Consider the following 24,222-nt stretch of genomic DNA (forward strand, 5'->3'; position numbering starts at 1 on the left):
AATGGCTGTTGTGGTCGGCGGCGAATCGGGGGACGGGTCAGGGCTGTTGCAGGCGGGGGCCGAGGCGGTGGGGCGGGGCGAGCTACGCGAGGCGCTGGAGCTTTTCGAGCAGGCGGTAGCGGCCGAGACCGGGGATCTGCGGGTGTGCGCGATGGTGAACGCCGCCACCGTCACCGATCACCTCGGGGAGCATGCCGAGGCCGTGCGGCGGTATCGGGAAGCCCTGGATCTGATGCCCGCGGACGCACCGCGCATGCGGCCGGGCGCACTGATCGGACTGTCGCAGGCGCAACAGCATCTGGGAGATCTGGACGGGGCGCAGGCGGCACTGGAAGAGGCGCGGCTGTTGTTGTCGGCCGACGGCGCGTCACCCGAGTTGCGGTACGCCACCCTGGTGTCGGCCACGGCGGTGGCAATGCATCGGCAGCAGTGGGCGGTCGCCATCGAACTGGCCAATGAATCACTCGACGCGGCACGGCGGTTCGCACCCGAGCAGGCCGGCCACGCACTCATGAACCTGGCCGCCGCGCACTTCGAGACGGGCCGGTGGGAACTCGCGGAGGACTTCGCGGGGCAGAGCCTGATGGCCTTCGAAGCGGCCGGAGACGTCGACGGCGTCGCGGAGACACAGCAGAACCTGGCGCTCATGTTCACCCGCGCCGGACGTTTCGACGAGGCCGAACCGCTGCTCCTGCGCTCGCAGGAACACTTCGAGACCGGCGGCGCCGCCTACCGCGCCGGAATCGGCTGGAAGATCACCGGATTCATCGCCGAGCATCGGGGCGATACCCAGGTGGCGAGCGACCGCTACCGGCAGGCGCTCACCCGCTTCGAGGAGTCCGGCGCGGTCATCGACGCGGCCGACGTTCGAATGCGCTCGGCCACGGTGGCATTCGCCGCCGGACGATTCGACGACGGCGAGGCCGATCTCACCGCCGCGCGCTCGACCTACCTCGAGCACGGCCTCGGCCTGCACTGCGCTCAGCTCGACTTCTGGCATGCCGGACTGCTGGAACCACTCGTGGAAGCCGATCCCGGAATACTCGCCCGCGCAGTGGATCTCGCCGTCACCTCTGCGATCGCCCTCGACGCGGTGCGCTACGAACTCCCCGACGGCGCGCAACGCGAGAACTGGAACCGCCGCATGGCGGACCCCGCCCTCCGGCTCGCCTTCCGCTACGCCTACCAGGCGGGCGACGCGACCCTGGTCATCGACCTCATCGAAACACTCTGCGCGGGCACGACATTGGACCTCGACCAAGTGGCCGCCAATGGCCGGACGCACGTCGATCTGCCCGAATCCATCGATCCACCGCTGGTCAGCTCGGCGCCCCTCAGCGACGCCCTGCAACTCGGCAGCGCACTGGCGGCGGTCGCGGCAGGCGCCGGCCTGCCGGTGACTCCACCGCCCCGGGTCTCCGTCCCGCCCGACGGCCGTATAGCCCTGGACGCCTGGATCTCCGCCGCCGAACAACGCTACGGCCGCCCCCTCCGCGACGGTCGGGGTGATTCCGGCATGACCGTCCCGCAGCCCGGCCCGAACGCCCAGCCCACCTCATACATCCGGATGGTCGACGCCGGAGACCTTTTCATCAGCTGGCGCTGGGCCGACGACAGCGCACCACCCGGCGTCGGACTCGTCACCGAGGACGAGGTGACCACGGCCCTGCGGAGGTTCGACGCGGCGCTACCCGCCCCCGGACGGCCGGACGGCCTGGAATCCGCCCTCACCACCGGCGAACTGGCGTCACCCGAGTCGGAAAATGCCTTGGCGCAGGCACTTTCGTCGACCTTCCTCCCGTACCGCCTGGCGGAGCGATTGCACGAACTGTATGTCCAGGGCATTCGCCCGCACCTGCGTATCCAGCCCTCATCCCGGGTCGCGCAGCTGCCCTGGGAGCTGCTGGCCCCGGATCCCGAACTGCGCCTGCTCGATATCGCGGACCTGAGCGTGCTCGCGCCCACCGGCATCGTGCATGCCCCGGCCCGGATCGGCCGCTCCTGGCCGGAGACCGGCGAGCTCCCCGTGGTGGCCATCCTGGATCCCCGCATCCCCGGCTTCCGAGCCGATTCCGCCCTCGGCTCGGTCCTCGGCCGCATGAGCCCCGACGCCCCGCTGACCGCCCTGGTGGCGGGTCACGCCGCCGCCGACCGCCTGATCCCGCGGGTCGACGACCCCCTGGAAGCCTTCCGTCGCACCGACGTCGACCGCGACTGGCTGTCGAAGGTGCTGTGCGAGGGCGCATCCCGCCTGCTCTACGTCGGCCACGTCACCGCCGCACCGCCCACCTCCGGCCACAGCGATTCCGCCACCCTGCACCTCGCCTGCCCGGCCACGACCACGGGTTTCGCCGCGCCGCAACGGGATCACCGCCCGCTCTCCGCCCGCGATCTCCTGCTCGGCACCCACACCCTGATTGACGATCCGCGCACCGGACCGCAATTGTGGCCGATCCCCAGCCGCGTCGCCCTGATCGCCTGCGAGAGCGGCGGCGACCTCCGCTTCGCCGAACCCCTGGGCCTGATCGCCGCCATGATCACCGGCGGCGCCGAACTGGTGACCGCCGGCCGCTGGCCGCTCCCCACCGACCTGGCCTTCCAGCGCCTCGGCGGCGCACCCCCGCACATCCACCCCCTCCAGGACGCCGTCTGCGCCATCGACGCCGCCCACGACCTGCCCGCCCCCATCCCCGCCCTGAACGATTGGCAGCGCACCCAATTGGCCGCCTGGCGGGAATCCGGCGACATCCAGCACTCACCACTCCTGTGGGCCGCCTTCGCCACCGTCGACACCCGCTGACGGCGAAAAGGTTCGGCCGAACCGGACCCGTCCTGCTCTAAGGCGTGCTGCGGTCGCCGCCCGAGATGAGCGCCACGAAATCCCGGAAGGCCGCCGTCATGTCGACCTCGTCGGGCGACAGCAGCCACTGGATCTGCAGGCCGTCCATCACCGCGATCAGCAAGGGGGCGGCGCGTTCCGGGGTGAGGCCGCCGGGTAGCTCATCGCCGTACTCGGCGCGCAGCATGGCCGCGAAGGCCGCGCGCAGATTGGCGTAGCGCGTGGTGAAGAATTCGCGCGCCGGGTGGTTGTCGCCCGTGGTGCTCTCGCCGGCGAGCGCGGTGAAAGTCTGTACCACGCCGGGGCGTTCGGTATTGAACTCGACGATCTGCTCCACATGCGAGAGCGTGGCCGAGGTCGACTCCGTGAGGAAGGCGGCGGTGTCCCAGCGGTCCCGCGCCTCCAGCACACCCACCAGCAGGTGTTCCTTGCTCGGGAAATAGTGCAGCACACCGGGCTGGGTCAGGCCGACGCGTTCGGCCACCGCCGCCAGGGACGTGGCGCGATAGCCGCGTTCGGCTATCACGTTCATGGCGGCTTCCAGAATGGCCTCGCGCCGTGCCTCGGCGTGCGCCGCCCGGCCTCCTTGCTGTCGTGCTGTCACCCGTCGAGCCTAGCGAGGCGCTCGAAGCGGCCGTCCGGCGCTTGACATTGACACCGATGTCAAGGTCTAGCGTCGCGTCGTCACGAACCGGCGAAAGGATCTCCCATGGCCATCGACATCCACGCGCACCTCACCAACGACGTCCCAGCCCAGCTGGCCCGCGCCCGCGTCGCGGGGGTGACCCGCACCGTATTGCTGCCCAGCAGCGTACATCCCGAGGCCGCCACCACGAATGCGGAACTGCGGGCCGAATTCGCCCGTGTCACAACGGTTGTCAGCGGCGGGCCACTGCCGGAGGAACGCTTCCGGAACGCCATCGCGGACCTGCTGGCGGCGGTCGCGGAGCATCCGGAGGAGACCGTCGCGTTCGTCTCGGTGCCGCTGCACCTCGAGGCCGGGCGAATCCGGGAATGGGTCGCGGACTACCTGACCCGGCCGAATGTCGTCGGCATCGGAGAACTCACGCCAGCACCCGGTCGCGCGGCCGCTATCGAACCCGTGCTGGCGGCGGCCGCGGAGCACGGCGGCGTTCCCGTGCTCACGCACGGCTTCGCGCCCAATACGATCGACGATCTGCGCACCTATCGTGAGCTGGCCGAACGCTATCCGTCCGTGCCGCTCGTCGTCGGTGCGCTGGGCGGGCTGCACGCCCTCGATCTCGTGGACCTGGCCGAGGATCGCCCCAACCTGTATCTCGACCTGTCCAGCGCCCTGCAGACTTTCGCGGTGCGCGCGGCGGCCCGCACGGTGCCCGAGCAGTGCCTGTTCGGATCGAACACGCCCTACGGCGATGTGGTGGCCGCGCGGCACACCGTCGAAGCCGCGGTATCGGACCCCGGCGTGCGCCGATCGGTGTTCGAGGAGAACGCGGCGCGCCTGCTCAGCCGGCGCGGTGTGCTCGACGGTGTATAGGCCCCGAAAGGCACCGCCCCGATAAGTGGGGGGTCACGAACAGATAACGGCCACAAGCGCTCTCCGATGTGCTGGACGAAGGTTCAGGAGGAGGGTTACGTGACTCGTGTCGTGACGGGCATGGTGGTGGCGATCATCACGGCCACCATCGCCTTGCTGGGGGTATCCGGCGCGAACGCCGCGGTGCCCGAGACATCCGATGGATTGAAACACTGCCAAGTCAATGATGGCAGGCAGCCGGAAACAGCTACACCCCAAGAAGAGGGCCTCGACCCCGCGGCCCTGCAGAGCGCGGTCGGCTTCGCCTCCGACCCGACCCGGTTCACCCTGCAGATCTTCCGCAACAACTGCCTGGTCGCCGGCGGCCCCAACAATCAGCGCGCGGGCGGCGTCGCCTGGAACCTCTGGAGCGGCACCAAGAGCGTGGTCTCCATGGTGGCCGGTATCGCCGTCGACCAGGGCAAACTGCACGTCGACGATCCGATCGACAAATACCTGCCCCCGGGCCTCGGCGACGCCGGGCACCGCGCGATCACCGTGCGCAGCCTGCTCAACGAGACCTCCGGCATGGAGGTCGCCGTCGCCTCCGAGGGCATCACCGGGCTCGCCAACCTCGATCCGAACATCGTCGCCCAGGCGCTGGGCATGCCGATCGTGCATCCGCAGGGCCAGGTCTGGCAGTACAGCCAGCGCGCCGTCGACCTGCTGGCATATGTGATCCAGCAGGCGGTGGGGGAGGACATCCAGGCATTCGCACAGCAGCACCTGTTCTCGCCCTTGGGTATTGAGCCCACCGACTATCACTGGGCGCGCGACCGCAGCGGTAACACCTATGGCCACGCGCACTTGGTGATGCCGCCCGACGACTACGCCAAACTCGGATTGCTGCTGGTGAACAATGGTGACTGGCACGGGATCCGGGTGATCTCGCCGGACTACCTGAAGCAAGCGGTCGCCCCGGTCGACGCCAATACCTGCTACGGATTCCTGTTCACCGTCAACGGACCCGGCTGCGACTCCCTGTTCCCCGGACTACCGTCCGACACCTTCCAGATGTCGGGCATGATGCGGCAGGACAACTTCATCGTGCCGAGCCTCGGACTTCTGGTCAGCTGGACCGGCGTGACGATTCCCGGTGGCTCGGTGAGCTTTCCGCACGATGTCTTCCGCGCCCTGACCCGCGCCTTCCTGCAGCCGACACTGCCCGATCCCGGACCGTACGTCCCGCACCCGGACGTCAGCATCCTCGACCCCATGCTCACCAATCCGGACGCCACCCTGTCCGCACTGGGCCTCGGACCCATGGCCTATCCGGGCTGCGGCCTGTTCCAATGCCTCGGCAAACCGCTCTACGCACCCTTCGGCGACTGGCCGCCGGGCTGCTTCATCCTCGGCTGCGTGGGCAACGACCCACGCACGCCGGGAATCCGTTAACTATTGCGGGCGGCCGCAATTGGAGCAGAACGCCGACCCCACCTGCACCTGATGCCCGCAACCACCGCAGTTCGAGGTGAGCGCCAGCGCCGTGCCGCAGGCGCCACAGAACTTGCCGCCCTGGGTGTTCGAACCACAGGTCGGGCAGGTCACCCGGGCCGGCGTCGCGATATCGGTCTGCTGCACCCAGTTCTGCTGGTATGCGGCCTCCCGGATCTGCGATCCGCGCGCATCGGCCTGCGCCTGCGCGATCTGGTGCTGCACCTGCGGCGAGCACTGGGTGCACTGGCCGACCTGGTCGTTCCAGCAGTTGTTCGCACACGCCCACGAACCGCGGCCGCCGCACAACCGGAAATCGCCCTTCACCTGATCGACGGCGCGGGCGAACGCCTTGTCCTTGGTGCCGGAAGCCGAACCGCCCCAATGATTGGAGTAGCTGTCGGCGGCATTGGACAGCTTGTCGATGGCCCGCACCTGATCACCGAACAGGGTCCCGCAGCACCCGCAGGGCGCCGCGCCCGCGCGAGAAGTAGTTCTGCTCGAACGGCGACCGGTACACGGTGCGGCAGCGATCGCAGTGGAACTCCCACTGGAACCCGTCCTCGTTGGATTCGTCGGAGTAGTAGCTGGTGAACACGACCGGCTCGGACATGGCTGACTGATTCCTTTGCGGCTGAGCGGAACTCTGTGAACTGGCGTGCCCGGAGCCCCCCGGAACCCGATTCGTCAGGTTCATATCGTAGGACTCGAGCACTTCGCAACACGAGGAGTTGTCGCTCGATAGTTTCGCCTACCGTGGAGTATGCGAACTTTCGTGCATCTGCTCCTCCTGATCTGCGCCATCGTGGTCGCGGTCGGCACCTTCGGTCCCTTGGTGGGTACGGTCGACGCCCGGAATGTCCAATGGGACGACCTCCGAAACGGATTCGCCCAAGGACAGACCCTCGACCAGATCCACGGTCACTCGGTCGCCTTCCAGAACTCCCTCGCCCTGGGGCTGGTCTGCGTCGCCGCGGCCATCCTCATCTCGGCCCTCACCGGATTCCGGCCCATCGGGGGCCTCGGCGTTCTCGCCGGACTGGTCGGTTTGGGCGTCCTCGCCTGGCGATTGGACGACCGCTTCGACAGCCAGCTGCGCAATGACACGGCCCACCTGCTCGGCAACGGCACCTGGGGTCTCTGGCTGGTCGGCGGCGGCCTGGTCGTGGCCCTGCTCTGCCTCCTCACCCCGCGCGAACGCCGCGCCTTCTGACCACGAGACCGGCGGCACGAGAGAGGAGGGCCGGCTGCCAGGGGGTGCGAAGTCCGAAAACCGCGTGACCGAGACCGTCACCGCACCCTACGGTCGATTCATGCGCGAAAAACTGCTGTCGAGTGAAGGGCGTGCGGTCGCGGCCGCGGTCATCACCGTGGTGCTGTGGGCGTCGGCGTTCGTCGCCATTCGCGCTGCCGGGCACGACTTCTCACCCGGCGCCCTGGCCCTGGGCCGGCTGGCCTCGGGCGCCGTCGCGCTGGTCGCGATCATGCTCATCACCGGTGAGGGGCTGCCGCCGCGGGCCGCCTGGCGCGCCATCCTCATCTCCGGCGTGCTGTGGTTCGGGGTCTACATGGTGGCGCTGAACTGGGGTGAACAGCACCTCGATGCCGGCACGGCCGCCATGCTCATCAATATCGGGCCCATTCTCATCGCCCTGCTCAGCGGATTCGTGTTGCACGAAGGGTTTCCGCCCCGCCTCATGGCGGGCATGGCCGTCGCCTTCGTGGGCGCGGTGGTAGTCGGAATGTCCAACTCCAAAGGCGGTAGCGCCGCGCTGCTCGGCGTCTTCCTCTGTCTCCTCGCCGCCACCGCCTGGGCCATCTCGGTGGTCGTCCAGAAGCCTGCCCTGAATCACGCCTCCGCCCTGCAGATGACGACCGGCGGCTGCGTAGTGGGCGCAATTGCCTGTCTCCCCTTCACACCCCAGCTGATTACCGACACCGCCGCCGCCCCGCTGACCGCCACCCTCGGCGTCATCTACTTGGGCATCTTCCCCACAGCCTTGGCCTTCACCACGTGGGCCTACGCCTTGGCCCGCACCACCGCCGGCAAGATGGGCGTCACCACCTACGCCGTCCCCGCCCTGGTCATCCTCATGTCCTGGCTCTTCCTCAACGAAATCCCCACAGCCCTGGCCCTCCTCGGCGGCCTGCTATGTCTGGCCGGTGTAGCCGTCTCCCGCTCCGGCAAGACTCAACGTCCTACCTCCTCGCCATCGCCCAAGCGCCGGATCAGCGTGCGCAGCTGGGTCCGGTAGTACTCCTCGAATTCCACTGAGCCGGGCTCCATTCCGGTAGCCCGCAGGGCCGCCTCAGGCAGCATGAGAGGAGCCAGCACCATGCTCATCACGGCCATCCGGACGAAGGCCGGGTCCAGCTCCGGCGCGATCTCACCGCGCTCCTGAGCACGCCGCAGATTAGCGAGGTCGGTGCCGACATTGGCCGCATCGTCGAGGTAGTCGGAATCCGTTCCGGCGCCGGTCAATCCGCGCCACACCACCAGGCGGGCCGGACGCGGGTCGGCAAGGGCCGCCGTCAGGTACTGCGCGGCGGTATCGGCCAGCGGCAGGTCCGGATCCGCGCGTTCGGCCTCGGCTTCCGGCCAGTGCCGTTGAATCTCTTGGTACAGGCCCTCTTTGCCGCCGAAGTAGTAGGCGATGAGTTGTTTGTTCACGCCTGCGCGGGCGGCGATGTCCTGGACGCGCGCACCGTCGTAACCCTTCGCGGCGAACTCGTCCAAAGCCGCGTCCAGTAGCGCTTGGCGGGATCGTTCGGCATCGCGGCGGCGATCCTCCGAGCTGGGGGCGCGGCGCGGACTGCGGGGCGGAACCGCGGGGGACGGTTCCCCCGGGTGGGTGGGCTCGGGTGCCATCCGGACAGTTTATCGGTGTGGATGACTGGGTCACCCGATCGTCTACTTTGTCATCCAGCTGGTTGACACTTTCATCCAGATGGATGACACTTCGAAAGGTGACTGCTTCCAACGTTTCCGACGGCGTGACCAGCGGGCTCAGCCCGCAGGCGCGCCGGGCCGTCGTCGTCGTACTGGTCGGCGCGGTACTCGCGTTTCTCGACGCCACCATCGTCAATGTCGCGCTGAAATCCCTGGCCGCCGCGCTCGGCTGCACGCTCGACGCGATCGGGTGGGTTGTGACCGCCTACCTGCTCGCACAGGTCGCCGTTCTGCCGCTCAGTGGCTGGGCCGCGCGGCGCGTCGGGCCTCGGCGGCTTTATGTCGCCGCGCTGACGGCCTTCACGCTCGCCTCGCTGGGCTGTGGGCTGGCCGGCAGTCTCGGCATATTGATCACCGCCCGGATCGTGCAGGGTGTCGGTGCGGGACTGATGATTCCGGCCGGGCAGTTGATCCTCGTCCTCGCCGCCGGGCGGGCGGGTATGGCGAGAGCCATGGTGGCCGCGGGCATTCCGATGATCCTCACGCCGGTCATCGGGCCGACCGTCGGCGGTCTGCTGCTGGAATATGCCGGATGGCAGTGGATCTTCCTGATCAACATCCCGTTCGGCGTGCTCGGCCTGGTGCTGGCACTGCGGCTACTGCCCGCTGATGGACCTCGGGAAGCGGCCGGGCCGCTGGATGTCGTCGGGCTGGGGTTGATCTCGTTCGGAACGGTCGGGATCACCTACGGCCTGGCCCAGGCGGGCGCGGACAGTGTGACGGGTGCGCGGGTGCTTGCTCCGCTGCTCGCCGGAACGGTCTCGCTCGTACTGTTCGTCGCCCATGGACTGCGCTCCCGCCACGCCGTCCTCGATCTGGGGCTCTGGCGTGACCGGGTTTTCGCCGCCGCCGCGGTCACCACCCTGGTCCTCGGCGCGGTGACCTTCGGCGCAATGATCCTGCTGCCCTTGTACTTTCAGCTGGTACGCCATCAGGATGCGGCACACACCGGAATGCTGCTGGCGCCACAGGGTATCGGCGCCGCCGTCGCCATGGTGCTGTCCGCGCGGCTCTACGAGCGAATCGGCGCCCGCACCTGTGTGCTCGGCGCCGCGATCGGTGTGGCGGCCACCGTGCCCTTCCTCTTCCTGAGTGATGACACGTCGTATTGGCTGCTGGCCCTCGCCATGATCGTGCGCGGTCTCGGCATCGGGTTGGCTGCCACTCCTGCCATGACGGCCGCACTGCAGGACCTGAGCCCGGACCGGATGGCCGATGCCACACCACAACTCAACATCATGCAGCGCATCGGCGGATCGATCGGCACGGCCGTATTCATCGTGGTACTGCAGCAGGGGCTGCGGGCCGGGGGAGGGGGTGGCGCCTCGGATGCCTTCGCCACGACCTTCGGCTGGGTGCTCACCGCGGCGATCCTCGCGTTGCTGCCCACATCGATACTCGCGATGCGCGGGAGAAGCCTGACGAGCTGAGGGATTCGCGGGCGGTTGATCAGTGGGTCCAGCCGCGGCCGCGGCAGGAGAAGCAGATTACTTCGCAGTCGGCGGGGTCTACGCCGAAGCCGTTGCAGTCGAGGCAGTTGTGGACTTCCTCGTGGGTGCAGTGGGCGCAGGTGGGGTAGGGGGCGGGGGCGTGGTCGGGGCCGCGGCTCGAGCGTGAACCGCGGCAACTCCGGCAGATTTCCCGCATGTTTTCAGTGTGACATCGAAACCGACGGAATTGTCCGTTCGGGTTGCACGGCAACAACATTGCGGAAATACCGGGGTCGACCTGCAGGATTTGCGTCGAACGGGCAGTTCTCCGGGCAAGACGGTGGTATTCGGCCCGGCCGCTGTGGCGTGGCCGACTCACCCGGAAACGGGCCTGTACCCGGTACCCCTATAGGGTATATGGTCGGAGGCGGTAGTCGAGTCGGAGGAGCGGGTATGGAACGGCGGAGTACGGCGGTGCTGGACATGCGAGGGCTGCGCTGGGCCAGTCAGCAGGGGTCGGTCCGGGCGGTGCTCGGGCGGCGGCCGGGAGTGCTGGAAGTCGAGGCCAATCCGGTATCGGAGACGGCGACCGTGGTGTTCGATCCGGCACAGACCTCCGTGGCCGACCTGCGGCAGTGGGTGCACGAATGCGGGCTGCACTGCGCGGGACAGTCGGTCCCCAACCACGTCTGCGACCCCATGACCGAACCCGGCACCGACGGACATGACGGCGCGCACGCGACCGGAGAGCACACCTCCATGGACCACGCGGCCATGGGGCACACGGACCACGCGGACATGCAGCAGATGGATCACGGTGCCATGGGGGAGATGGATCACGCCGCGATGGGCCATGGCGGGCATGCGGGGCATGCCGGGATGTCCATGGAGGACATGGCCCGGGACATGCGGAATCGGTTCCTGGTCGCGGCCGTGTTCTCGGTGCTGGTGATGTTGTGGTCGCCGATGGCCACCGATATGTTCGGCTGGCATTTCGGGACGCCGTTCGGAATGCGCTCGGACATCTGGGAATTGATCCTCAGCCTGCCGGTGATCCTCTACTCCTCCACTATCTTCTTCACCGGCGCCTGGCAGGCGCTCAAGGCCCGGACGCTCGACATGATGGTGCTCGTCGCGGTCGGCATCGGGGCGGGCTGGATCTACTCGCTCGTCATCACCCTCACCGGCGGCGGGGAAGTCTTCTACGAAGCGTCGACCATGCTGGCGACCTTCGTCCTGCTCGGGCACTGGTTCGAGATGCGCGCCCGCGGCGGCGCCAATGACGCGATCCGCACCCTGCTGGACCTCGCACCACCCCGGGCGGTGGTGATCAGGGACGGGCAGGAGACCGAAATCCCCACGGCCGAGGTGATTGTCGGCGACACCCTGCTGGTCCGGCCCGGCGCGAAGATCGCGGTGGACGGCCTCGTCGAGGACGGCGAGAGCGAAGTCGACGAGTCCATGGTCACCGGTGAAAGCCTGCCGGTGCACAAGGCGGCGGGCGCCGCCGTCATCGGCGCCACCCTCAACAAGAACGGGACCCTGCGGGTAGAGGCGACCAAGGTCGGATCGGACACCGCACTGGCGCAGATCGTGAATCTGGTGCAGCAGGCCCAGAATTCGAAGGCCCCCGGCCAGCGCCTGGCCGACCGCGCCGCCTTCTGGCTGGTGCTGGTCGCCCTGGCCGGCGGCGGACTGACCCTACTGGTGTGGCTGCTGGCGGGCGCCGGCTTCGCCAAGGCCATGCTGTTCGCGATCACCGTCGTCGTCATCACCTGCCCCGACGCGCTGGGCCTGGCCACCCCGACCGCCATCATGGTCGGCACGGGCCTCGGCGCGAAACGCGGTGTGCTGTTCAAGAATGCGATGGCCCTGGAAAGCTCGGCCCGCATCCAGACCGTCGTCATGGACAAGACCGGCACCCTCACCAAGGGTGAGCCCGAGGTCACCGAAATCGTCATGGCCGGAGTCGTTTCCGAGGCGGAACTGCTGCCGCTACTGGCCGCCGTCGAACGGGAATCCGAGCATCCGCTCGCCGAGGCGGTGGTGCGATACGCGGAACAGCGCGGCGCGAACGGCCAACGCGCACAGGGCTTCCAGAACATCCCCGGCCACGGCGCCATCGCCACGGTCGACGGCCGCAAGGTCGTCATCGGCAACCGCCGCCTCCTGGAGCGCGAGGGCATACCGCTCGACGACCTGGCCGCCGCCCGCGACCGCGTCGCCGGCAATGGCCAGACCGCCGTGCTCGCCGCCGTGGACGGCAAGGCCGCCGCCGTCATCGGCATCGCCGACGCGCCCCGCGAAACCTCCGCCCAGGCCGTGCGCGACCTGCACGAGATGGGCATCGAGGTCGTCATGCTCACCGGCGACAATCACGCCACCGCCGAACGCATCGCCGGGGAACTCGGCATCGACACCGTCATCGCCGACGTCCTGCCCGGCGACAAGTCCGACAAGATCGCCGAATTGCAGTCCGGCGGCAGGAAAGTCGCCATGGTCGGCGACGGCGTGAACGATGCCCCCGCCCTCGCGCGCGCCGATCTGGGCATCGCCATCGGCGCGGGCACCGATGTGGCCATCGAGACCGCCGACCTGGTGCTCATGCGCTCCGACCCCCTGGACGTGCCGGTCGCCCTGCGCATCGGCCGCGGCACGCTGCGCAAGATGCATCAGAACCTGGCGTGGGCGGTGGGCTACAACACGATCGCGCTGCCCATCGCCGCCGGTGTCTTCGCACCACTCGGCTTCACCCTGCGGCCGGAGATCGCCGCCATGTCCATGTCGGGTTCCAGCATTATCGTGGCGCTGAATGCCTTGGCGCTGAAAGGCCTTCGGCTACCCGAGCGAAATTGATCCGGAATTGCAGTGATGTAATACCAACGCCCGGCCTGTGATTCAGCTAACGCCGTAGGCCGGGCGTGAGTCGATTCATGATGCGCGCCGAGTTCCGCGTAATTACGTTGGGACTGAACTGTGTATCCGAATCGAAAGTAGAACGCAATGCCGATCATTGATCTTGGTTCCGCCGCGCTCAACCTGGCCAACTCGGTTACCGCCCTTGCCGCCAACATCACCTACCTGCTGAAGGCGTGGGGCCTGGCCTGAGCCGATACCGGCACAGCCGAAGCCGCGAACCCGGTCCCGAAGGACCCGGTCCGCGGCTTTTTTCATGGCCGATCAGCCCTGCTTCGTGAGTGCGGGCGGCTTCCAATCGCCGTTCAGCGCCTGCTGCTGCGGCGCATAGAGCCGCATACTCAGCGAGAAGGTCCCTGTCGCCGGAATGGGTAGCCAATTCCCCTGCGGGACAGAATTACCCGGGTCCGCACTCTGCACTGCGAGATCGACCGACCCGTCCGCATTCTTCACCACCGGCACCAGATGCCCGACCGAATCGATATCCGCGGCATTGGGCACCAGATAACTGTCGGCGTCGTAGACGGTCAGTGACCAGAACGCATCCACCGGCGGCAATTGTCCGGCGGGGAAGTGCAGCCGGTATCGAATCGGCGTCCCATTGTCGTCGGCCTTGCCGTTGACCGACGGATAGATCGCATCCTCGGGCAGATTCGCGCCCAGCCCGACCGCCGCCGTCACCGCGCGCAACGCGTAATCGGTGCCGTACGAGCCGATCTTGGTATTGAAACTCCACCCGTTCTCGTTCGTCGAGCCCGGCAGGTTGAACCCCACGGCCCCCGACTTCGCCCTGGCGGCCGCGCCGTTCAGCGCATCGGCGTTCGAATTGTCCACCGTCGCACCGGGTTTGACCCCGATCGTCGCGAATCGCGCCAGCGCCGGGGCATCCTCGGATGCGGGCGGGTTCGCGGCCATGAGCGCGCACATCCGGTTGAAGAAGGTGGTCCCGTCCATGCCCGCCACCTGTTTGGGCGGCGGCACCGCGGCCGGATCCGGGGTGTACGGGCGGCTCGGCGCGGTCCGTTCGCCGCGCTGCCAGGCGCTCAACGGCACCAGCTGCAGCCGCTGCTGCAGGGCCCGCACGGCGGGTTCGTCCTGGGCGCCGTTCACCTGGACGCGGCCGAGCAGCCACGCCGTCCCGGTCGGCATATCGAGGCGGGTCATGCCGTCCGGCACCGTGCCGGACCAGCCCGGTCCGGTCACCAGGTAGGTGTACGGCGCGCCGCCGCCGGTCTGCGGGTGCACGCTACTCGGGTTGTGCCGGGTATTGGTCCAGACGTCCATCAGCTGCATGAGCCAGTACCGGCCGCCGTCCATGCCGGGCACTTGCAGCACCAGCGGTTCGGCGCGCAGATCCAGCCAGGCCTGCGAGTACAGGGTGTCCAGGTTCAGTCGCACCACCGATTTCTCGGTCGGGGTGGGCAGGCCGAGGGCATGGGCGAACTCGTTGGCCGGGCCGGCGGCCTGCCGGGTCACGTCCATCAGGACCAGCGGGTAGCCGAATGTATAGGCCGCGGCGGCAATGTCTTTCGGGTCGGTCGAGGCCGGGGTGGTGGTCGTCGACGCGGCCGGGGATGCGCTCTTCGAGCTGCTGCAGGCGGCCAGCACCAGACCGGCCGCGAAGGCCGAGCCCACGCCCAGGACTTTTCTGCGTGATACCCGGGATCGCTGCTGCTCGTTCGAGTCCGCCACGTCGTCTCCTTCTCGTTCGAAGTGCCCTGTGTCACACATGTTCACCGGGGCCGAGCATGCCACAGAGCGGTTGCCAGCCGTTAACCAACTTATTGCAGTGATACTGCAATAAGGATAGCCCGAAACGGAAGGTTCCTCATCATGAATTTCCCGATCATCAACCTCGGCTCGGCCACCCTGGACCTCGCGACCACCGTCACCCAGCTGGCCACCAACATCACCTACCTGCTGCAGTCCTGGGGCTCGATGTAGCCGGTCACACCCGCAGCAGCGCCGTCTGCACCTGGCGCAGCCGCTCGACATCACCGCGGAACCCGGCCACGGCATCGTTGTAGAGGAACGCCTCCCACAGCCGGACCAGTGCGTATGCGAGCGTGGCCCGTTCGATCGGCGGCACGTAACCATCCGCCTGGGCCCGCTCGATGAGCCGCTCGACAATCGCCACCGCGGCCTGATGCACCGTCCCGTCACTCCGGGTGATCAACCGCAGGGCGGCGGTGGACTCGTTGTCGAAATACGTACGCAACGAGGCATCCTCGACGATCCAGTGAATGGTGCGATCCAGGATCTCGTTCAACCGCTGCCCGCCATTGCTGGTGGAATGCCGGTCGGCGAAACCGACCATGCGCTCCAGCTGGCGGGCAACGGTCGCGCCCAGCAAGCCGTCCCGGGAACCGAACCAGCGATAGATGCTGGCCCGGCTCACCCCCAATTGTGCGGCAATGGCATTCACATCGACCCGTTTGCATGCCAGGAACATGGCGATGGCCGCGTTCAGCACATCCTCGCGGCTGGCCGAGGCCGGCCGCCCGGGTGTCCTGGTGCCCTCGCCGCGTGTCACGTCGAAAGCATAGGGGTCAGGTATCGCGACAAGGTCTGGGCGGTCTCGGCGCGGCCCAGCATCAGGGCCTGCTGCAGCACGTCCGGATCCCGCGCGATGCGGCCGATCTCCGGCGCGCCCTGCGGCGGCCGGATCTGCAGTACGGCGGGATCGGTGCCGAAATCCCGCTCGTCCTCGTGATGCCGGTGGATGCGGGACAGCCACGACTCCACCGTGCCGGGCGCGTGCTTGGCCAGGAAGCGTGCCACCACCTTGTTCTCCAAGGCCGAAGGCGGACGGGCGATCTCGTCCGAACGCCGGGTGCGCAATACCAGCACCCGCGTCGCGCCCTGCGTGAAAGCGGTTCGGATGGGCACGGATTCGGACAGCCCGGCATCCACGTACCGGCGCGCGCCGATCCGCACCGGCCGCCCGGCCAGGATCGGCAGGCAGGTGGAGGCGCGCAAAGCGGCCTGGACGTCCGCCGGATCGGCGAGCCCGGGATGCAGATCGACCGCCGCACCGGTATCGGCATCGGTGGCAATGGGATGGAAGGTGACCGAATTCGCCAGAATGGCAGGGAAATCCATGGGCACGATGCGCTCGTACACGGTGTGCACCAGATAGTCGGTGTCCACCACCCGGCCGCCGCGCAATGCCCGGGTCGGCGCGATCACCCGGTTGATGACCTCCGGATTCCAGGCCCGCCGCGCCTCGACCGCGCGCCCGCACAACAGCCACGCCGCGTTCAGCGCACCCGCCGACGCGCCGTAGACGGCATCGAAACAGGGCAGCACGCCGAGATCCTCGATGGCCATCGCCATGCCGTGCGAGTACGCGCCGCGCGAGGAACCGCCCTCGATCACCAGCGCGAGGCGGTGCGAATCCCGGCGCAGGCCGGGCGCGCTGCCCTCGCGGTGCCGGCGCGCGATGAGCTCGCCGACGCCGACGACCTGGTCGGGGCCGGGGTGGTGGTCCGGCTGCTGCTGGTCCGGCACGGGCGCTCCTTTCGGGCCTATTTGAGACGTTGAAGTCTCTGTGTATCATATCCCGCGTTCGAGACTGGAGGTCAACGCATGCAATTGGCGCTCACCGAGGACGAGCTCGCGTTCCGCGACGAGCTGCGCGCCTTCTACCGAAGCGAAATCCCCGCCGATATCCGCAACCGGAACCGGCACGGGCAGGAACTCACCAAGGACGACATCGTCACCACCCAGCGCATTCTCAATGCGCACCACCTGGCCACGCCGAACTGGCCGGTCGAATGGGGCGGCCGCGACTGGACGCCCATCCAGCGGCACCTCTGGCACGACGAGATGCAACTCGCCTCCGTACCGGAACCACTCACGTTCAACGTCAATATGATCGGGCCGGTCATCGCCCACTTCGGCTCCGAAGAGCTGAAGCAGCGCTTCCTGCCCGCCACCGCCAACCTCGACATCTGGTGGTGCCAGGGCTTTTCCGAACCCGAGGCAGGCTCCGACCTGGCCTCGCTGCGCACCACCGCGGTCCGCGACGGCGACAGCTACGTCATCAACGGCCAGAAGACCTGGACCACCGCGGCGCAATCCGCCGACTGGATCTTCTGCCTGGCCCGCACCGATCCGGCCGCGCCCAAGAAGCAGGCCGGCATCTCCATGCTGCTGTTCCCGCTGGACACCCCCGGCGTCACCGTGCGGCCCATCAAACTCATCGACGGCGGCCACGAGGTCAACGAGGTCTTCCTGGAGAACGTCCGCGTCCCCGCGAATCACCTCGTCGGCCAGGAGAATCAGGGCTGGACCTACGCCAAGTTCCTGCTCGGCAACGAACGCACCGGCATCGCCGCCGTCGGCCAGACCAAGGTCCGGCTCTGGCTTGCCAAGGAACACGCCCGCCAGACCCGGCTCGGCGACCGCACCATGCTCGACGACCCGCTCTTCGCCGCCCGCCTCGCCGACCTCGAGAACGAGCTGCTGGCACTGGAACTCGTGCAACTGCGCGTGGCCGCCGGCTCGGCCGACGGCAAACCCAACCCCGCCTCCTCCATCCTCAAACTGCGCGGCACCGAACTCCAGCAGGCCGTCACCGAACTCCTGGTCGACATCGCCGGACCGGATTCCCTTGCCCGCGAAGGTGATACCCCCGACTGGGCCCGCCGCAGCACCGCCACCTACCTGAACTATCGCAAGACATCGATCTACGGAGGATCCAACGAGGTGCAGCGCGGCATCATCGCCTCGACGATCCTCGGATTGTGAGGCAGCACCATGGATTTCGAGCTCACCACCGAACAGGAGCTGCTGCGCGACACCGTGCGTGACGTACTGAACCGCGGCTACAGCCCCGAACGCCGCAACGAGATCGTCGGCGCCGAACCGGGGTGGGACCCCAGGATCTGGACCACTCTCGCCGAAATCGGGCTGCTCGGCCTGACTTTCGCCGAGGAGGACGGCGGCATGGGCGCCGGGCCCATCGAGGTCATGCTGGTCATGACCGAACTCGGCCGCCGCCTCGCCCCCGAACCGGTCCTCGACTGCGCCCTGCTGCCCGGCGGGCTCATCGCCCAGGCCGGAACGGACGCACAGCGCAAGGACCTGCTGCCCGTCATCGCCGACGGCTCGCTGAAGCTGGCCTTCGCGCACGGCGAGCCCGGCCTGCGCTGGCCGTCCGTCGAGACCGGCACGCACGCCGTCCGCCGCGGCGACAACTGGGTGATCGCGGGCCGCAAACATCCGGTCCCGCACGGGGACTGCGCCGACCTGCTCATCGTCAGCGCCGCCCTCCCGGACGACGGCATCGGACTCTTCCTGGTCAGCCCGGCTGACCCGGGCGTCCAGCGCACCACCTACACCACCCACGATGGACTGCGCGGCGCGAGCATCGAATTCGACGGCGCGGCAGCCGAACTCCTCGGCGAACCGGTCGACGCCACCGCCGCGATCTCCGCCGCACTCACCGCGGCGCAAGCCGCTCTCTGCGCCGAAGCCGTCGGCGCCATGGAGGAAGCGCTGCGGCTGACCGCCGAATACCTGAAGACCCGCAAGCAGTTCGGCGTCCCGCTGCGCACCTTCCAAACCCTCACCCAGCGCGCCGCCGACATGTACGTCGCACTGGAACTGGCGCGCGGCATGAGCATGTACGCGTCGATGGCCCTCGCCGACGGCATCGTGGATCCGGTGGTCGCCTCACGCGCCAAACTGCGCGTCGGCCGCTCCGCCCGCCTCATCGGCCAGGAAGCCATCCAGCTGCACGGCGGCATCGGCATGACCGACGAATACCCCGTCGGCCACTACACCGCCCGCCTCACCGCCATCGAGCACACCCTCGGCGACTCCAGCGATCACCTGCGCTACCTGGGCGGCAATGTCGGCGACCACCAGATGGTCGAACTCTGATGCGGAGCACGGACTCCTGAGGGTCAGTGGCGGGGAGCGTTGTCCGCGAACAACGCTCCCAGGGCACGGGTGATGGCGCGTGAGGCAGCCTGCTGAGGCAGACCGCGGCGGTCCATCAGGTGATGGCGGAAGGCCCAGCCGGCGGTGGCTTCGATCAGGTCGAGGAGTTCGCCGTCGGGGGCGCCGTCGCGGGTCAGTTCCGGTTCGAAGACGCGGGCGAGGGCTTCGCGGATGCGCTTGTCGGTCAACCGCATTCGCGCGTCCACCGCGGGCATGGTGTTGGACTCCATGAGGCCGTACAGGCGGGGGTGGCGTTGGGCGGCGAAGATCTCCGCGCTCTGGGCGACCACGGCGGCGATGCGCTCCTCCAGCGGTAGCGCCGCATCGACCGTGGCGACCAGCGATTCCACGTACTCCGACTGCGCCTCGGTGGCCGCCGCGCTCAGATCGTCGAGTCCGGCGAAGTGCACGAAGACGCTGCGCTCGGAAACCCCCGCGCGGGCCGCGATGTCCTTGGCGGTCGGGATCGCCTGCCGCTCCTTCATGGCCGACAGCAGGGCGTCGACGATCGCCTTACGGGTCTGTTCGGGGTTGCGCCTGCGGCGGCGCACGGGCGAGTCGTCACTCATGACTGAATCCGATCACAACGCGTCCCTCTGGGTGCCTTCGGGGCCGAAATAGCAGTACATATCGCCCATGAGGCCGGTGAGCAGCACGGTCACCGCGGCTATCCAGCCGAGGGCGAAGGCCAGGGCGTTCACCCGGCCGCGCGGCGCGGCCAGGATCAGAATGACGGCGATGATGGCGAGCGGGCTGATGGCCACACCGACCGCGTGCGCGAAGATCTGACCGGTCGCATTGTGCATCGACCAAGCGTAACCACACATTTGCTGCCGTATGGAAATTGCCACGGGCTTGCTGGGATCCACATCATATTGCAGTGTTACTGCAATATCTCTACGCTGACACCTACGGCGTCCTCTAGGGCGGGCGCCGTGCGGTACACCGGCCATCGCTCCGATGGCGGCCGGCCGAACCGGTACCCCTCATCGCGGTCGGTCGCGCCTCGTGCCGCGTTCGCATCACGGCGGCCCGCGTCAGGCCGTGGGCTGCCGTGGTGAAAGCCGCTGGACCCCAAGAAAATCGATGGAATGTCAAGAGTGACCGTTCCTACACTTCTGGAATGAACACCGCAACCCTGCTCGACCACCTCCGCACCCACGACACGTCCCTGACGCTGTCCAGGGCCGGAGCTCTGGCCTGGGACGATGCGGAATTCCACCGTGCCGCCTACACCGCCGACCCGGAAGGGTACGCACTGTGCGCCCTCGTCCCCGGCGTCCACGAGCAGCAGCGCGCCCGTGTCCTGCTGCGCCTGCTCGCCGGCTCCCGCGCCGAACTCGGTGCGGAAGTCCGCGACACCCTCGTGAAGGTCACGCGCGCACTGCTTTTCGGACTCCGGCCCGAACTCGTCGTCACCGCGCTGCTCGCGCTGCGCCGCACCGGCGCCAACCATAAGCACGCCACCCGCGCCACCCTTACCTTCCTGCTCGACCACCCGGACGCCGAACTGCTCATCGCCGCCCGCCGCCCCGCGCTGCGCGACTGCTTCGAGCACGCCCTGGGCCGCGACACCGCACGCGCCTGCGCCCGCCTGATCGCGGCGGGCGACGGCGGATCCGCGGAGCTGCGCCGAAAGCTGCTGCGGTTCAGCGCGAATCCGGCCGTGGCCGTCGAGCGGGTGCGGCAGCTGTACGCCGCCGGCACCTACGGAGTGCCCGTGCTCACCGAGCCGATCGCACCGCTCGAGCCGGTCCGGCAGCGCGCACCGATCGTCACCGTGACCAATCGCGGTGATATCGCCGCCACCCTGGTGCGCGTGTACCGCGGCGGAGCGGCGCCCGAACTGGGCGCCGCCCTGGCGGATTACGTGGCCGCCGCGACCCGCGACCTGCCGCGCCTGGCCGCACACGTCGCCGTGGTGCTCGACACCTCGGAGTCCATGCGCGGTTACGGGGATCGGGAGTGGGCGCTGCTCTCCCAGGCCGAGGCCCTGCGCCTGGTGCTGGCCGCGGTGTGCGAGCGGCTCACCGTGATCGAGGCGGGCAGCGCGCAGCACGCGCCGACCGATCTCGCCACCGGCCTGCTCGACGCCCTCGACGCCGCACCGGATCTCGTCCTGCTCCTCACCGACGGCTACGAGAACCGGCTCCCCGGCGACCTCGCCCGCGTCGCGGCCACCCTGCCGCGGCTCGGCATCCACACCCCGATCCTGCTGGGCCGCATCAAGTTCACCGCCAGCGATGTCATGACCTTCCGCGACCCGGTCCCCGCCCTCCCGTGCCACGACATCTGGCACCAGGACGACTTCGCCACCCTGCTGCCCCGGCTGTTCGCGGCCACCCCGGCGGGCGGCGACTGGATCCGCGGCGTCACCGAGCAATTCCTCGACAACATGAACATCCCGGTCGCGGGAGCCGCATAACGCCCTCTGCCCGCCGCCCTGACTTGCAAGGAGTGACAACATGACTCGACTCGACACCCTCGTGCGCGCGCCGGTGGATCTGGCCGGATACCGGCTGGGGGCGCCGCAACGCGCCGGGGCCCTGACCATGGCGCCCATCTTCGGGCCCGAGCGGCCCGGCATCGTGCCGCCGCGTTCCGGACTGAAGCTGTCCCGGGTCGCCGGATACGGGAATGTGGAGCTGCACAACGGCGCCGCCTCCGGCGTGGCCATCGTGCCGCTGCACATCGGCTACATCCAGGAGGGCGCGCAGAACCACGCGCTGTGCTCGGCCGCCCTGCTGGGCGCGGGGGAGAAGCGCATGTTCGCCGACGCCTGCTGCGTGCAGGCGGCGCAGGGCGGCTACCTGGAGGGCCGCGACCAGTGGTTCTTCGTGCTGCCCCGGGAACTGCGCGCCAAGGCGCTGCAACTGCGCGGGCAGGTCGGATACAGCAAGCTGTGGCCGGAGATCGCGCAGCTCAACAGCCGCTACCAGCTGCCCGCCCGCGGCCACCTGGAGCAGATCTTGAGCCGGAAGCGCGCCGTGCTCACCCAGTTCCGCAGCCGGCTGGAACTACTGCCGGGACAGCTCGGCGCGGTGTTCTTCGCGGGCGAGCGGTTCGCGGGCCTGGAGATCGCACCGGACCCGCGGTTCTTCGCCGAACTGTGGATGCCGCTGGTCTGCTTCGCCTACGGCGTCGCCGCCTGGCAGGCCGAGCCGCCGCGCACCGAGGCCGAGCCGTTCGACGCGGACGACCTCGCCGGGCTGCGCGCGGCGCTGGACACCTCACGGGAAACGGCGGCCGGGCAACTGAACTCGTGGATGCCCGCCGACACCGAGGTGTACGCGGTGGAGGAGGAGCGCTACCTGGACCTGCGCCTGCACACCCTCACCGGGGTGGAGCTGGCCGGGCAACTGGTGACCGAGCACGATCGGCCCGTCTACGCCTCGCTCTTCGCGGTCGATTAAATAAGTTGCGGCACAACCGAATACCGGATTGAATAACTGGCAAGGGAACTAGGCCGGGCACGGCGGGAACCAACCTCATTCCAGATGTGGGATTCGCCTGAAAGCGGTAACCGACCCGCCATCGCGCCGGCCACCTGTCCCTGCTCGTCCGTCACCGTCGCGCCGCGGTCAAGGTGACCAGGCGCGAATCCTCTTCCGGCAGTCCCGGTTCCGGCGCCCGCTGGCGCTGCGTGCGCACCGCGGCACTGAACAACTGGTACTCCGCCGACGGCACGCACACCTCTCGATACGCCCCCTGTGGCGCGACCCGCCGTCCCGAACCAGGAATCACCATGCCGTGCCGGACCGGCTGCCCCTGCACCTCCTGCGCGCGCACCCAGGCCCGGATGACCTGCGAATCGATGCTCGGCAGATACTCCACGGCACGATCCCATTCCAGGCCCTCCACCTGGGCAGGATCGGCTACCGCGGTCACGACGACGGCATGCGCCGTCCCGACGGTGACGTCCGCCATGCGGATCAACCCCCTGTCCGTGTCGGGGCATTGCCCGGGGAACATTCAGAATATCTCGAAAAATCTTGCACTACTGAGTGATTCGCTGTTACCGCAGGATAACTGCGGGTTCGGTCGGGCGGTTCGGGTAGGCTGACACCCGGAGCGCCGATCTGGAACACGACCCGTCTCGACGAAAGTGGGCAGAGCCATGGCCGAATCCACGAGCACCGTGACGCCGTTACCCGACACGGGCGAGGTACTGCCGCCCCTGCCGCTCGACGCCTGGCGGTCCACCAAGGAAACCCTGCACCGCTTCGCCCAGATCATCGGCAAGGTCGCACTCGCCAAGGGCATCCGCCGCAACCACTGGTGGCATATGACCTACCGGCTCACCGCCCGCGGCTGGACCACCCTCCCACTCGGCAGCGCCACCGACGGACCCGTCTTCACCTGCGCCTTCGACTTCTTCGACCACGTGCTGCGGCTCTCCACCGATCGCGGCGTGCAGGACGAGATCCCGCTGCAGGGCCAATCCGTCGCCACCTTCTACACCGAGGCCATGCGCGGCCTGCGCGACCTCGGCGTGGACGTCACCCTCCCGCACCCCACCCCGTTCGACCTGCCCGACCACGGCCGACCCTTCGACCAGGACTACGACCACCACACCTACGACGTCGCCGCCGTACACCGCGCCTTCCGGATCCAGAGCCAGGTGGGCCGCGTCCTCGAGGAATTCAGCGCCGGCTACTCCGGCAAGATCAGCTCGGTACAGCTCTTCTGGCACACCTTCGATCTGGCCGTGCAGCGCTTCTCCGATCGCAAGATCGATATGCCCGGCAGTGTGGATCTTGTCACTCGCGAGGCCTACTCCCGCGAAGTCATCAGCGCCGGATTCTGGTTCGGCGACGACCGCGTCCCCGAACCCACCTTCTACTCCTACACCGCCCCCGAACCCGCCGGCCTCAACAGCGAGCCGCTGCGCCCCGCCGCAGCTCACTGGGTGCCCTCGGGCTCGGGACACAACGCCTACCTGGCCTACGACGCGGCCCGCGCGAGCGCCGATCCGGTCGCCACCACCCTGGATTTCTTCCACTCCGCCTACGCCGCCGGGGCGCGGCTCGCCGGCTGGGATGCGCCCGCCCTGGCATGTCCGGGCGGTATAACCGACCCCGTCCTGGAACGCCCCGCCGGCCGATGGCCGGAATAACTACATGCTTCGAATGGTCTCTCCGACATAGTG

At 68.5% G+C, this 24,222-nt stretch carries 22 protein-coding genes; 12 read left to right on the forward strand and 10 right to left on the reverse strand.

The window, feature by feature from the left end; all coding sequences use genetic code 11:
- The first annotated feature begins 1 nt into the window (after nt 1).
- Entirely contained in the window at nt 2–2,800 is a 2,799-nt protein-coding gene (locus ACH438_RS24410) for a tetratricopeptide repeat protein (RefSeq protein WP_397008947.1), read from the forward strand.
- A 37-nt stretch (nt 2,801–2,837) separates the two neighbouring features.
- Here ACH438_RS24410 and ACH438_RS24415 read toward each other — a convergent pair whose 3' ends face one another.
- Nucleotides 2,838–3,443 carry a TetR/AcrR family transcriptional regulator gene (locus ACH438_RS24415; protein ID WP_397008949.1) on the reverse strand — a complete coding sequence of 202 codons (606 nt, stop codon included), beginning with the start codon at nt 3,441–3,443 and terminating at the stop codon, nt 2,838–2,840.
- Between the two features lie 105 nt (nt 3,444–3,548).
- Here ACH438_RS24415 and ACH438_RS24420 point away from each other — a divergent pair, with 105 nt between their 5' ends.
- Both ACH438_RS24420 and ACH438_RS24425 read left to right on the forward strand, forming a co-directional pair.
- Complete coding sequence (locus tag ACH438_RS24420) at nt 3,549–4,355, forward strand: amidohydrolase family protein (protein WP_397008951.1); 807 nt, start codon at nt 3,549–3,551, stop codon at nt 4,353–4,355.
- Nucleotides 4,356–4,454: 99 nt separating this feature from the next.
- Nucleotides 4,455–5,789: a serine hydrolase domain-containing protein gene (locus tag ACH438_RS24425; protein ID WP_397008953.1), complete on the forward strand. Its 1,335-nt coding sequence runs from the start codon at nt 4,455–4,457 to the stop codon at nt 5,787–5,789.
- Here ACH438_RS24425 and ACH438_RS24430 read toward each other — a convergent pair whose 3' ends face one another.
- On the reverse strand, nt 5,790–6,263 hold the full coding sequence (locus tag ACH438_RS24430; RefSeq protein WP_397008955.1) for a zinc ribbon domain-containing protein: 474 nt from the start codon (nt 6,261–6,263) through the stop codon (nt 5,790–5,792). It lies immediately after the preceding gene.
- Between the two features lie 4 nt (nt 6,264–6,267).
- On the reverse strand, nt 6,268–6,441 hold the full coding sequence (locus ACH438_RS24435) for a hypothetical protein (RefSeq protein WP_397008957.1): 174 nt from the start codon (nt 6,439–6,441) through the stop codon (nt 6,268–6,270).
- 150 nt (nt 6,442–6,591) lie between these two features.
- Here ACH438_RS24435 and ACH438_RS24440 point away from each other — a divergent pair, with 150 nt between their 5' ends.
- Together ACH438_RS24440 and ACH438_RS24445 are read left to right on the forward strand one after the other, a co-directional pair.
- Entirely contained in the window at nt 6,592–7,041 is a 450-nt protein-coding gene (locus ACH438_RS24440; RefSeq protein ID WP_397008959.1) for a hypothetical protein, read from the forward strand.
- A gap of 100 nt (nt 7,042–7,141) precedes the next feature.
- Entirely contained in the window at nt 7,142–8,083 is a 942-nt protein-coding gene (locus ACH438_RS24445) for a DMT family transporter (RefSeq protein WP_397008961.1), read from the forward strand.
- Here the strand turns inward: ACH438_RS24445 and ACH438_RS24450 are convergent.
- Nucleotides 8,020–8,697 carry a TetR/AcrR family transcriptional regulator gene (locus ACH438_RS24450; protein WP_397008963.1) on the reverse strand — a complete coding sequence of 226 codons (678 nt, stop codon included), beginning with the start codon at nt 8,695–8,697 and terminating at the stop codon, nt 8,020–8,022. The two genes, ACH438_RS24445 and ACH438_RS24450, sit on opposite strands and share 64 nt — an antisense overlap.
- A 98-nt stretch (nt 8,698–8,795) precedes the next feature.
- On the opposite strand from ACH438_RS24450, the gene ACH438_RS24455 reads away from it, so the two are divergent.
- Together ACH438_RS24455 and ACH438_RS24460 are read left to right on the forward strand one after the other, a co-directional pair.
- Nucleotides 8,796–10,208, forward strand: a complete 1,413-nt coding sequence (locus ACH438_RS24455) for a DHA2 family efflux MFS transporter permease subunit (RefSeq protein WP_397008965.1) — start codon at nt 8,796–8,798, stop codon at nt 10,206–10,208.
- A gap of 453 nt (nt 10,209–10,661) precedes the next feature.
- Nucleotides 10,662–13,064, forward strand: coding sequence for a heavy metal translocating P-type ATPase (locus ACH438_RS24460; protein WP_397008967.1), 2,403 nt, complete (start codon nt 10,662–10,664; stop codon nt 13,062–13,064).
- Nucleotides 13,065–13,388: 324 nt separating this feature from the next.
- On the opposite strand, the gene ACH438_RS24465 is transcribed toward ACH438_RS24460, so the two are convergent.
- The 3 genes from ACH438_RS24465 to ACH438_RS24475 form a co-directional block, all read right to left on the reverse strand.
- Nucleotides 13,389–14,816, reverse strand: a complete 1,428-nt coding sequence (locus tag ACH438_RS24465) for a DUF1254 domain-containing protein (protein ID WP_397008969.1) — start codon at nt 14,814–14,816, stop codon at nt 13,389–13,391.
- Nucleotides 14,817–15,072: 256 nt separating this feature from the next.
- Complete coding sequence (locus ACH438_RS24470) at nt 15,073–15,657, reverse strand: QsdR family transcriptional regulator (RefSeq protein WP_397008971.1); 585 nt, start codon at nt 15,655–15,657, stop codon at nt 15,073–15,075.
- Nucleotides 15,654–16,634, reverse strand: a complete 981-nt coding sequence (locus ACH438_RS24475; protein WP_397008973.1) for a patatin family protein — start codon at nt 16,632–16,634, stop codon at nt 15,654–15,656. The genes ACH438_RS24470 and ACH438_RS24475 overlap by 4 nt, the downstream gene beginning before the upstream one ends.
- 78 nt (nt 16,635–16,712) lie before the next feature.
- Here ACH438_RS24475 and ACH438_RS24480 point away from each other — a divergent pair, with 78 nt between their 5' ends.
- Nucleotides 16,713–17,876, forward strand: a complete 1,164-nt coding sequence (locus ACH438_RS24480) for an acyl-CoA dehydrogenase family protein (RefSeq protein ID WP_397008975.1) — start codon at nt 16,713–16,715, stop codon at nt 17,874–17,876.
- Nucleotides 17,877–17,885: 9 nt separating this feature from the next.
- A complete protein-coding gene (locus ACH438_RS24485; protein WP_397008977.1) occupies nt 17,886–19,013 on the forward strand; it encodes an acyl-CoA dehydrogenase family protein in 1,128 nt (375 codons plus the stop codon).
- 23 nt (nt 19,014–19,036) lie between these two features.
- Here the strand turns inward: ACH438_RS24485 and ACH438_RS24490 are convergent, their stop codons facing one another.
- Both ACH438_RS24490 and ACH438_RS24495 read right to left on the reverse strand, forming a co-directional pair.
- The gene (locus ACH438_RS24490; protein ID WP_397008979.1) at nt 19,037–19,642 is read right to left on the reverse strand and encodes a TetR/AcrR family transcriptional regulator; all 606 of its coding nucleotides are present in this window, start codon (nt 19,640–19,642) and stop codon (nt 19,037–19,039) included.
- 12 nt (nt 19,643–19,654) lie between these two features.
- Nucleotides 19,655–19,879, reverse strand: coding sequence for a GAP family protein (locus ACH438_RS24495; RefSeq protein ID WP_397008981.1), 225 nt, complete (start codon nt 19,877–19,879; stop codon nt 19,655–19,657).
- Nucleotides 19,880–20,196: 317 nt separating this feature from the next.
- On the opposite strand from ACH438_RS24495, the gene ACH438_RS24500 reads away from it, so the two are divergent.
- The gene (locus tag ACH438_RS24500; RefSeq protein ID WP_397008983.1) at nt 20,197–21,498 is read left to right on the forward strand and encodes a hypothetical protein; all 1,302 of its coding nucleotides are present in this window, start codon (nt 20,197–20,199) and stop codon (nt 21,496–21,498) included.
- Nucleotides 21,499–21,538: 40 nt separating this feature from the next.
- On the forward strand, nt 21,539–22,486 hold the full coding sequence (locus ACH438_RS24505; RefSeq protein ID WP_397008985.1) for an ARPP-1 family domain-containing protein: 948 nt from the start codon (nt 21,539–21,541) through the stop codon (nt 22,484–22,486).
- Nucleotides 22,487–22,637: 151 nt separating this feature from the next.
- On the opposite strand, the gene ACH438_RS24510 is transcribed toward ACH438_RS24505, so the two are convergent.
- A complete protein-coding gene (locus tag ACH438_RS24510; protein ID WP_397008987.1) occupies nt 22,638–23,000 on the reverse strand; it encodes a hypothetical protein in 363 nt (120 codons plus the stop codon).
- A gap of 190 nt (nt 23,001–23,190) precedes the next feature.
- On the opposite strand from ACH438_RS24510, the gene ACH438_RS24515 reads away from it, so the two are divergent.
- Entirely contained in the window at nt 23,191–24,189 is a 999-nt protein-coding gene (locus tag ACH438_RS24515; protein WP_397008989.1) for a DUF5996 family protein, read from the forward strand.
- Nucleotides 24,190–24,222 lie beyond the last annotated feature (33 nt).

Origin of the sequence: Nocardia sp. NPDC020380 (assembly GCF_044386975.1) — a bacterium.
In the GTDB taxonomy this organism is placed as follows: Bacteria; Actinomycetota; Actinomycetes; order Mycobacteriales; family Mycobacteriaceae; genus Nocardia.

Bases quoted from the DNA above. Each gene is read 5' to 3' on its own strand.
- ACH438_RS24410 (WP_397008947.1), top strand. From the start codon at position 2: ATGGCTGTTGTGGTCGGCGGCGAATCGGGGGACGGGTCAGGGCTGTTG.
- ACH438_RS24420 (WP_397008951.1), top strand. From the start codon at position 3,549: ATGGCCATCGACATCCACGCGCACCTCACCAACGACGTCCCAGCCCAG.
- ACH438_RS24435 (WP_397008957.1), bottom strand. From the start codon at position 6,441: ATGTCCGAGCCGGTCGTGTTCACCAGCTACTACTCCGACGAATCCAAC.
- ACH438_RS24440 (WP_397008959.1), top strand. From the start codon at position 6,592: ATGCGAACTTTCGTGCATCTGCTCCTCCTGATCTGCGCCATCGTGGTC.
- ACH438_RS24445 (WP_397008961.1), top strand. From the start codon at position 7,142: ATGCGCGAAAAACTGCTGTCGAGTGAAGGGCGTGCGGTCGCGGCCGCG.
- ACH438_RS24450 (WP_397008963.1), bottom strand. From the start codon at position 8,697: ATGGCACCCGAGCCCACCCACCCGGGGGAACCGTCCCCCGCGGTTCCG.
- ACH438_RS24460 (WP_397008967.1), top strand. From the start codon at position 10,662: ATGGAACGGCGGAGTACGGCGGTGCTGGACATGCGAGGGCTGCGCTGG.
- ACH438_RS24480 (WP_397008975.1), top strand. From the start codon at position 16,713: ATGCAATTGGCGCTCACCGAGGACGAGCTCGCGTTCCGCGACGAGCTG.
- ACH438_RS24485 (WP_397008977.1), top strand. From the start codon at position 17,886: ATGGATTTCGAGCTCACCACCGAACAGGAGCTGCTGCGCGACACCGTG.
- ACH438_RS24490 (WP_397008979.1), bottom strand. From the start codon at position 19,642: ATGAGTGACGACTCGCCCGTGCGCCGCCGCAGGCGCAACCCCGAACAG.
- ACH438_RS24495 (WP_397008981.1), bottom strand. From the start codon at position 19,879: ATGCACAATGCGACCGGTCAGATCTTCGCGCACGCGGTCGGTGTGGCC.
- ACH438_RS24500 (WP_397008983.1), top strand. From the start codon at position 20,197: ATGAACACCGCAACCCTGCTCGACCACCTCCGCACCCACGACACGTCC.
- ACH438_RS24505 (WP_397008985.1), top strand. From the start codon at position 21,539: ATGACTCGACTCGACACCCTCGTGCGCGCGCCGGTGGATCTGGCCGGA.
- ACH438_RS24510 (WP_397008987.1), bottom strand. From the start codon at position 23,000: ATGGCGGACGTCACCGTCGGGACGGCGCATGCCGTCGTCGTGACCGCG.
- ACH438_RS24515 (WP_397008989.1), top strand. From the start codon at position 23,191: ATGGCCGAATCCACGAGCACCGTGACGCCGTTACCCGACACGGGCGAG.